Source organism: Companilactobacillus paralimentarius DSM 13238 = JCM 10415 (assembly GCF_001434985.1).
Taxonomy (GTDB): domain Bacteria; phylum Bacillota; class Bacilli; order Lactobacillales; family Lactobacillaceae; genus Companilactobacillus; species Companilactobacillus paralimentarius.
Map to the genome: position 1 here is coordinate 1 of NZ_AZES01000161.1, position 6,939 is coordinate 6,939.

The 6,939-nt window shown below is 33.1% G+C and carries 6 protein-coding genes; 3 read left to right on the top strand and 3 right to left on the bottom strand.

Annotated features, from left to right (window positions below):
- Positions 1-143: 143 nt before the first annotated feature.
- On the bottom strand, positions 144-917 hold the full coding sequence (locus FD33_RS11705) for a hypothetical protein (protein ID WP_056955993.1): 774 nt from the start codon (positions 915-917) through the stop codon (positions 144-146).
- A gap of 250 nt (positions 918-1,167) precedes the next feature.
- Here FD33_RS11705 and FD33_RS11710 point away from each other — a divergent pair, with 250 nt between their 5' ends.
- Positions 1,168-2,100, top strand: coding sequence for an agmatine deiminase family protein (locus FD33_RS11710; RefSeq protein WP_025086227.1), 933 nt, complete (start codon positions 1,168-1,170; stop codon positions 2,098-2,100).
- Positions 2,101-2,303: 203 nt separating this feature from the next.
- Here FD33_RS11710 and FD33_RS11715 read toward each other — a convergent pair whose 3' ends face one another.
- A complete protein-coding gene (locus FD33_RS11715; RefSeq protein ID WP_025086228.1) occupies positions 2,304-3,032 on the bottom strand; it encodes a DUF554 domain-containing protein in 729 nt (242 codons plus the stop codon).
- Positions 3,033-3,147: 115 nt separating this feature from the next.
- On the opposite strand from FD33_RS11715, the gene FD33_RS11720 reads away from it, so the two are divergent.
- Together FD33_RS11720 and FD33_RS11725 are read left to right on the top strand one after the other, a co-directional pair.
- On the top strand, positions 3,148-4,041 hold the full coding sequence (locus FD33_RS11720) for a LysR family transcriptional regulator (protein ID WP_025086229.1): 894 nt from the start codon (positions 3,148-3,150) through the stop codon (positions 4,039-4,041).
- Positions 4,042-4,046: 5 nt separating this feature from the next.
- Positions 4,047-6,368 (top strand): UvrD-helicase domain-containing protein, encoded by a 2,322-nt coding sequence (locus FD33_RS11725; RefSeq protein ID WP_025086230.1) that lies wholly within the window; start codon positions 4,047-4,049, stop codon positions 6,366-6,368.
- Between the two features lie 142 nt (positions 6,369-6,510).
- Here the strand turns inward: FD33_RS11725 and FD33_RS12780 are convergent, their stop codons facing one another.
- Positions 6,511-6,849 carry a P-loop NTPase family protein gene (locus FD33_RS12780; RefSeq protein ID WP_056955994.1) on the bottom strand — a complete coding sequence of 113 codons (339 nt, stop codon included), beginning with the start codon at positions 6,847-6,849 and terminating at the stop codon, positions 6,511-6,513.
- Positions 6,850-6,939 lie beyond the last annotated feature (90 nt).

The window sequence follows — 6,939 nt, forward strand, 5'->3', positions numbered from 1 at the left end:
GTTTTTATTTTGAGCTTTTATTGAAAGTGGCTAACTTGATTATAAAATTCGCCATTTATTATAAACTAACCGAATATAAAAATAAAAATGCATCTATTCAGAAAAATGTAATACTCTTATCCTGAATAGATGCATTATTTAATTTATTTTTTATTTTGGGATTTATTAATTAAATCATTCATTTCATTATTCATTAGTTCGTCTTCTTTTTGCCCAGACAAATCATGATTACCTTTATCAGTAGTTGGCGATACTTCAGATTCTCGGCGGTATTTACCATCGGAGTCTTGAAAGAAGGTACTTTTTTCAGCATAAGTTGCACTCCAAGTTTTCCCATGAGTTCCATTTACCCCTTTAGGAATTTTAGTAAGTCCCACTGCCATTTTTTCGCCTGCCCTAGGCAAGTGAGTAAACTCTAAAGTGATAATTTCATTAGGATCCTTATCATCAGAGGGTTTAAGGTTGTGGGCGGCTGCATCTTCTTTTCTAGTAATATTTCCACCCATGATTTCTATTGGAATGGTCTTATTCAACTTTTTACGGTCACCCTTTAAAATATTATCGACTCTCAGATTAACAATGGTATAAGGGAAGCTATTAGAAACATGACTTTTGAGTCCGACTACTTCACCAACAACCACTAATTCAGATTTGTTAATCAATTTGGAAAAATCAGAAGGATATTCACCAACAAAACATGATTCTCCACCTGTTTTTATTATCTTGTGACTATAGAATTCATCGTTGATCTTTTTTGCTTCGGATTTACTTAGTTTTTGGGGAGAAACGGTTCTTTTAATTTTAGAAATCTTTTTTTCATGAGTAATATTGTTGGCCTTGTTGCTAACGTAATACGTAGTGAAACCGCCTAATAATAAAACTATTATAGCAACGATTAATGTTACTGTTTTCTTCAAGATCAGCACCCCTCGTTTTTATTTTTGGATGTATTGCGGAATATTGAAATCCATTTCGTCTTCAGATTAACTTATTTAAAAGGTCAACAGAAGTCAATGTTGGAAAATTTGATTAGATTTATATTATTTATTTAAATATATAGTCTGTACTGTCAAGCATTAATTTTTGGTGCCAGATCGGCTATATATTTTTTATATAAATATATAAAGAAAGCTGCTGTTATACTCTTTGTGAAAAGAGGTCAGAATCATGAGGAAAATTATTATTGCAACTTTAACAGCATTGTTAACAATTTTGGGAACTAATAATTTGGTGTCGGCTGAAACAATTTATACTAGTATGCCAGATCAAAATGACGATTATTATCAACCATTCTATGATTCTTTGAAGAAATTTAATTATGACTTTTCACGAAAAATGAATAAAGGTGATTCTTTTTCTGTTTTGAAATTCTATTATCCCGATATTTGGTTACGGGATGTTGCTCCGGTCGTTACGACAAAGATGGTGAAATTTAAATATTCGCCTAATTATTTAAAAAAGTGTGATAGTAGATATTTGAATAATCGCTTTAAAAAATTTTTAAAAGGAAGATACAAATATAGTCAATCCAGCTTAGTTTTGGACGGTGGAAATGCTCAGTGGGATGGCGATCAAACTGTAGTACTGACCAAAAAAGTATTTCAGGATAATCCCGATTGGACCAAGACCGAAATAACTTCAGAATTGAAAGATAAATTAAAGGTAAAACGAGTAGTCTACATTTCAATTGAACCTGGAGACGTTTTAGGACATAGCGATGGGATGGTAAAATTCATTAGTCCGAATAAAATGTTCATCAATGATTTCAGTTATGAACCTGGATTCTTACAAAAAATTGAACGACAGATAAAAAAACAGATTCCTGAAATGAAATTTATCGTGTTGCCGGCGGCCTATACGAGCAAGGGACAATACGACTCTAAGATAGCTTCGGCCAAGGGGTTATACATTAATATGTTGGAAACCAATCACGCAATTTATTTTCCCATGTATGGACTTAAGCAGGATCATACAGTTCTAAAAATGGTTCAAGCTCAAACTAATAAACCCGTAGTTCCCGTCAAAGTAGGAAATATATCAGTACTTGGCGGCTCACTTCACTGTTTAACTTGGAATGTACCCAATAAATTTAAGGATTAACTAGTGTAAGTATTGCCACTTTTTTCAAAACTTTTACTACTCTCATTCCTTATAGATAATTGTAGAGCAGTTCTATTTATTTTTTGTATACTTGTCTCAAATATTTTGGAAACTAAAAACGGCATCCATTTAGAAGCGTAAGAAACATACACTTATTCTAAATAGATGCCATTATTTTTAATCAAACTTACGAAGAATATAATTTACAGCAAAGGTAAGAACCAGTTAGCCCAGATCCAACTCAAAGGCATAATGATAACCATCGCGGGAATCATATCTGCTATTGGGAACATCTTGAGTTTTACCATTCTGAAACCAGTTGCCAGCATTAGAAAACCACCACAAGCTTTGAAATCAAGAATCATATTTGGCGTTGTGAGTGGGAAAATGAAACGTGCTAGTAAGAATAGAATATAGAAGAGAATAAATTGTGGAATAGCAATAATAGAAACTACGTAACCTAAGTTGCAGGCAAAGATAGCAGCTGTAAAGAAGTCCAAAACAGATTTAGAAATCAGAATAGTTGTGTCACCAGTCATCCCATTGTCCAAACTTCCGTAAATACCGGTACCACTGGCACAGAAGAGTACAATCACGGTAACTAAAGTATTGACGAAGTCTTCATGAGACATTTCTGTCTTAGAATTAGGAAATAATTTTGAAATAGGCTTTTGCATTTCAACAGCACCTTTATTGATCCATTGACCTAAATGCATCCACAAACCTATTCCAGTTCCGATTACTAAAGCAAAGATAACAGCAGGCATATATTTCATCGGTGCGATTGAATAGATACCCATTCCCATTGAGCAGACACCGAAAATTAAGGTAATATCATTCTTGAATTGTTCACTAAATTTATCGCCTAAAAACCCACCAAGTAAGCCACCAAACAAAACTGAGGCAGCATTGATAATAACACCAGTTGGCATAGTTGTAATACCCCTTTCAAATACTTAACTATTTCCAACTTTAAGATTTGGCGGCACAATGAACAATTCAAAAACTGTGATATAGTATTCTAAAATGGAATGTGAGGCATGATAAGTGAATTTACAGAAGCTCAAAGTTTTTGTCGATTTGTCGAAAACATTAAATTATACTGATACGGCGGAGAATCTTTTTACCACTCAAGGCAATATTTCTAAACAGGTCATGGCATTAGAAAAGGAACTTGGTGTATCATTGTTCAAGCGTGCCCATCGCAAAATTGAAATGACGCAACAAGGTGAATTTGTTTTACCTTATGCGAAGAAGATTTTACTGGATTATAACGAATTAAGTAATAAGTTAAATGACTTTCAGGCCGCCAAGAATTTGACAATTGAAATGCATACCATTCCCACAATGCCTAGTTATCAAAGTTTTACTTTAATAACCCAATTTTTACAGAAGCACCCTGAAGTACACATGCAACTGCGAGAAGAGGAAAGCTACAATTTGATTACTTCATTGAAGTCAGGTAAGTGTGAGATTATTTTTGCTCGAACTTTTGATTTTGATGATCCTGATCTAGAAAGAATTGTCACTGAAAAGGATAAGTTTGTAGCGGTTTTACCTAGAAAGCATTCTTTGGCAAAATCGGAAAAACTTACTATTTCTCAATTGAAAGATGATCCATTCTTAATTTTGGGAAAATCGACTAACTTATATGATCCAGTTATAAAACTTTGTCGTCAGGCTCACTTCACACCGAAAATTGCATATGAAGGAACCAGAGTCGATTTAATTATGCAGATGGTCCAAAACAATATGGGGATTTCCATTATGATGCAAAAGACGGCTCAAAACTTTGATAGTGAAGAGTTCTCGATTGTTCCATTGACAACGAATATTGCTAATGAATTATGCTTTATTCGAGTTAAGGGTGAACATTCTAGTGCTAATAATCTCTTTTGGAAATATATCCAAACAAATTTAAAAGTTTTACAAGCTAAGTAGAAGTATTGGAGGACGACAATATTCAAGATTTATCAACAACTGAAATAATTAATTTGATGGAATCAAATTTGAAAATGAAATTTTCAGATGAACAGATTGCTATACTGAACAATGATTTTATGAGACCACTCTTAGTTAACGCTTGTGCTGGCTCAGGTAAGACAACTATTTTTATTTTAATGGCATTGATTGCAATAGCTGAAGGCAAGACGGAACCTAATGAAATTTTAGGAATTACTTTTTCACATAAATCTAAAATTGACATGGGCCAACGTTATCAAAATTTTGTGGACCAGTTACAAGGTAGTGGACTGAATTTATCTAGTGGCAAGCCGAAATTTACCACTTTTCACGCACTATTTTATCAACTGTTACGGCAGAATCCTGAATATCGTAGTGCAAAAGTATTAACATCTTATCGCTACTTTATTCGAGATTTATCAGATCAGATCAAACATCCTAGTAACATTATTACTAAAGATGAGATGTTGTCGGAAATGTTCGATTTGAACGACTATTTGATCAATCAAGATTTGACTAGTGATGGTGTATTGCCTAATGAGTGCGTCGATAAACCTTTGAGTGAAGCGGTTAAAGTCATGGGTCAATACTCAAGACAGAATCACAACGAAACTTTTTTTGAAGATTATATTGATGTGATAAAAAAATATCAGGAATTAAAGCATAGTAATGGTTATATTGATTTTAACGATATGAAACTTTTGTTATTAAAGAGTATGCAAGTACCGGAATATTTGCAATATTATCAACAGATTATGGCCCGCTTTAAGATTGCAGTTATTGATGAGTTTCAGGATATTGACAACTTACAGTGGAAAATCATTTCACAATTATTGAGTCCAGAAACGATGCAACATTTGATTGTTATCGGGGATGATGACCAGAGTATTTATTCATTCAGAGGTAGTAATCCACAATTCATTTTGAATTATAAGAAGCTTTTACCCCAGGCTCAGAAGAAAAACTTATCAACAAATTATCGGACCGGTGAGAAAATTTTGAAAAGAGTTATTCCACTGATTAAAAAGAATCATGTTCGTTTGGATAAGGATTTGTTGTCTGGCAAGAAAGATATGGGAAAATTTATTCTTTATAGTACCAAGAAGTCAGGCTTTAGCGGTGATTCTAAGATGTTACGTCGTCTGGTCAAGCAGATTAATGATCCTAAAATCAACAATGATGATATTGCTATTTTGGTTCGTTACAATTCTTCAAGAATGTTGCTGGCTGATTGGTTGGCTAATCAAAAGATTTATGCCGATATCAATAATATTGGAGCTATCTTACAGAATAATATTGTCTATCGAATTGTGACGGAATTGATGAGATCTCTGTGGCAGGATAAGTTTTCTTATTTCAGTAATCAAGCTAATCGGATTGGCTTTAGAGCTTATAAGGATCACACTGAAAAAGTTCAGGCCAAAGCCGAAGATGAATTTGAAACTTTGAGTCAGTATTTCAAAGGTGCTGAGAAGTACAATGCGACGACCAATACACCTTATAAACGGACTGATGAGCGAGTTAAAGTCTATTTCAACAGTGTCCAACGTTTTAAAAAACAGATGGAACAGTCAGACAATGAAGTTACGAAGCAAAAATTGTCGCAGAGTCTGATTAAAGATTTGTATAAGGCCACGACTAAATTAACTGACAGATATTTTGATTACATGGAAGAAAAGAATTTCATGTCGAAAAATGAGGTCAATGATATCAAGAAGTATTTGTTGGAAGAATTGGAGAAGTATCCTAATATTGATGATTTCTTTAGTGCAGAGGAAAATAAAAAAGAGATTCTTACGAGTCGAGTTGAACAGGGGAAACAAGATAATCGAATCCAATTTTTATCATTGCACCAGGCAAAGGGATTGGAATTCAAGTATGTTTATCTCTATGGGTTAACGGATAAAGAAGTTGATCGCAATAGTAAAATTTTGAATAGCTGGTTCCCACCTGAAATGCCAATGGATAAGTTTGTACAGAAATGGAAATTAGTTTATAATCACGATTTTAAATATTTAGAGAACGCTTTGAAGACAGCTCATGTTGAAAAATATCGTGATATTACCAATAACAATGCTTTCAACCCGATCAATTTGGATAAGACTTTGAATAAGAATAAAGAATTTAAGATGTTCTACACAATGTACAATGAGATTGAGAATTATTCGGCTTTCATTGAAGAAGAACGTCGTCTCCTTTATGTTGGTGTCACTAGAGCCCAGAAGGAATTGAATTTAAGAATTGCGCCGGACTCTAATCCTTTGGTATTTGAATTGGAACTACCTAAGAAAAAAGATAAAAAGTAAATTGTGGAGGTGAGACAAATATACTTAATCTTCAAGCATTGAAACAATAATCCTAGTAATTGTATTTGATTACTAGGATTATTTGTTTTGCTTTTTTTCGTGGTTTTATACCATTCTTTAATTATATTTTAGACACTTTTCATTATCTGTTAGTTTCCAATTTTTTTATTTTATTTTGCAAATCTTTTATTTCCTCCATACTAATGTTGGGGTCGGTAATGAATGTTCCAAGTCGTTGTTTCAGCAAAAGTAGATTATCGTCTTCAGAACTAGAGTAATGATTGTTCAAAATTGGATTTAGAAGCTTTTTATTTTTTATATTGTAAGTTTTAAAATTCAATTTTTCTGTGAAATCAATGTCATGGCTAATTAAAATAATTGTTCCTGGATAATTAATAAGGAAATCTTCAAGTCCCTTCTTTGCCCGTAAGTCTAAGTAATTTGTAGGTTCGTCTAGAATTAGTAATTGATGTGGACCCAATAATATTTTTGCTAATTGTAACTTTACTTTTGACAGCGAATTTTATAATCAAGTTAGCCACTTTAGAAAAATGACAAAATAAAAACACCA

Excerpts from the sequence above, each read along its gene's own strand:
- FD33_RS11715 (WP_025086228.1), bottom strand. The coding sequence starts at position 3,032 with ATGCCAACTGGTGTTATTATCAATGCTGCCTCAGTTTTGTTTGGTGGC.
- FD33_RS11710 (WP_025086227.1), top strand. The coding sequence starts at position 1,168 with ATGAGGAAAATTATTATTGCAACTTTAACAGCATTGTTAACAATTTTG.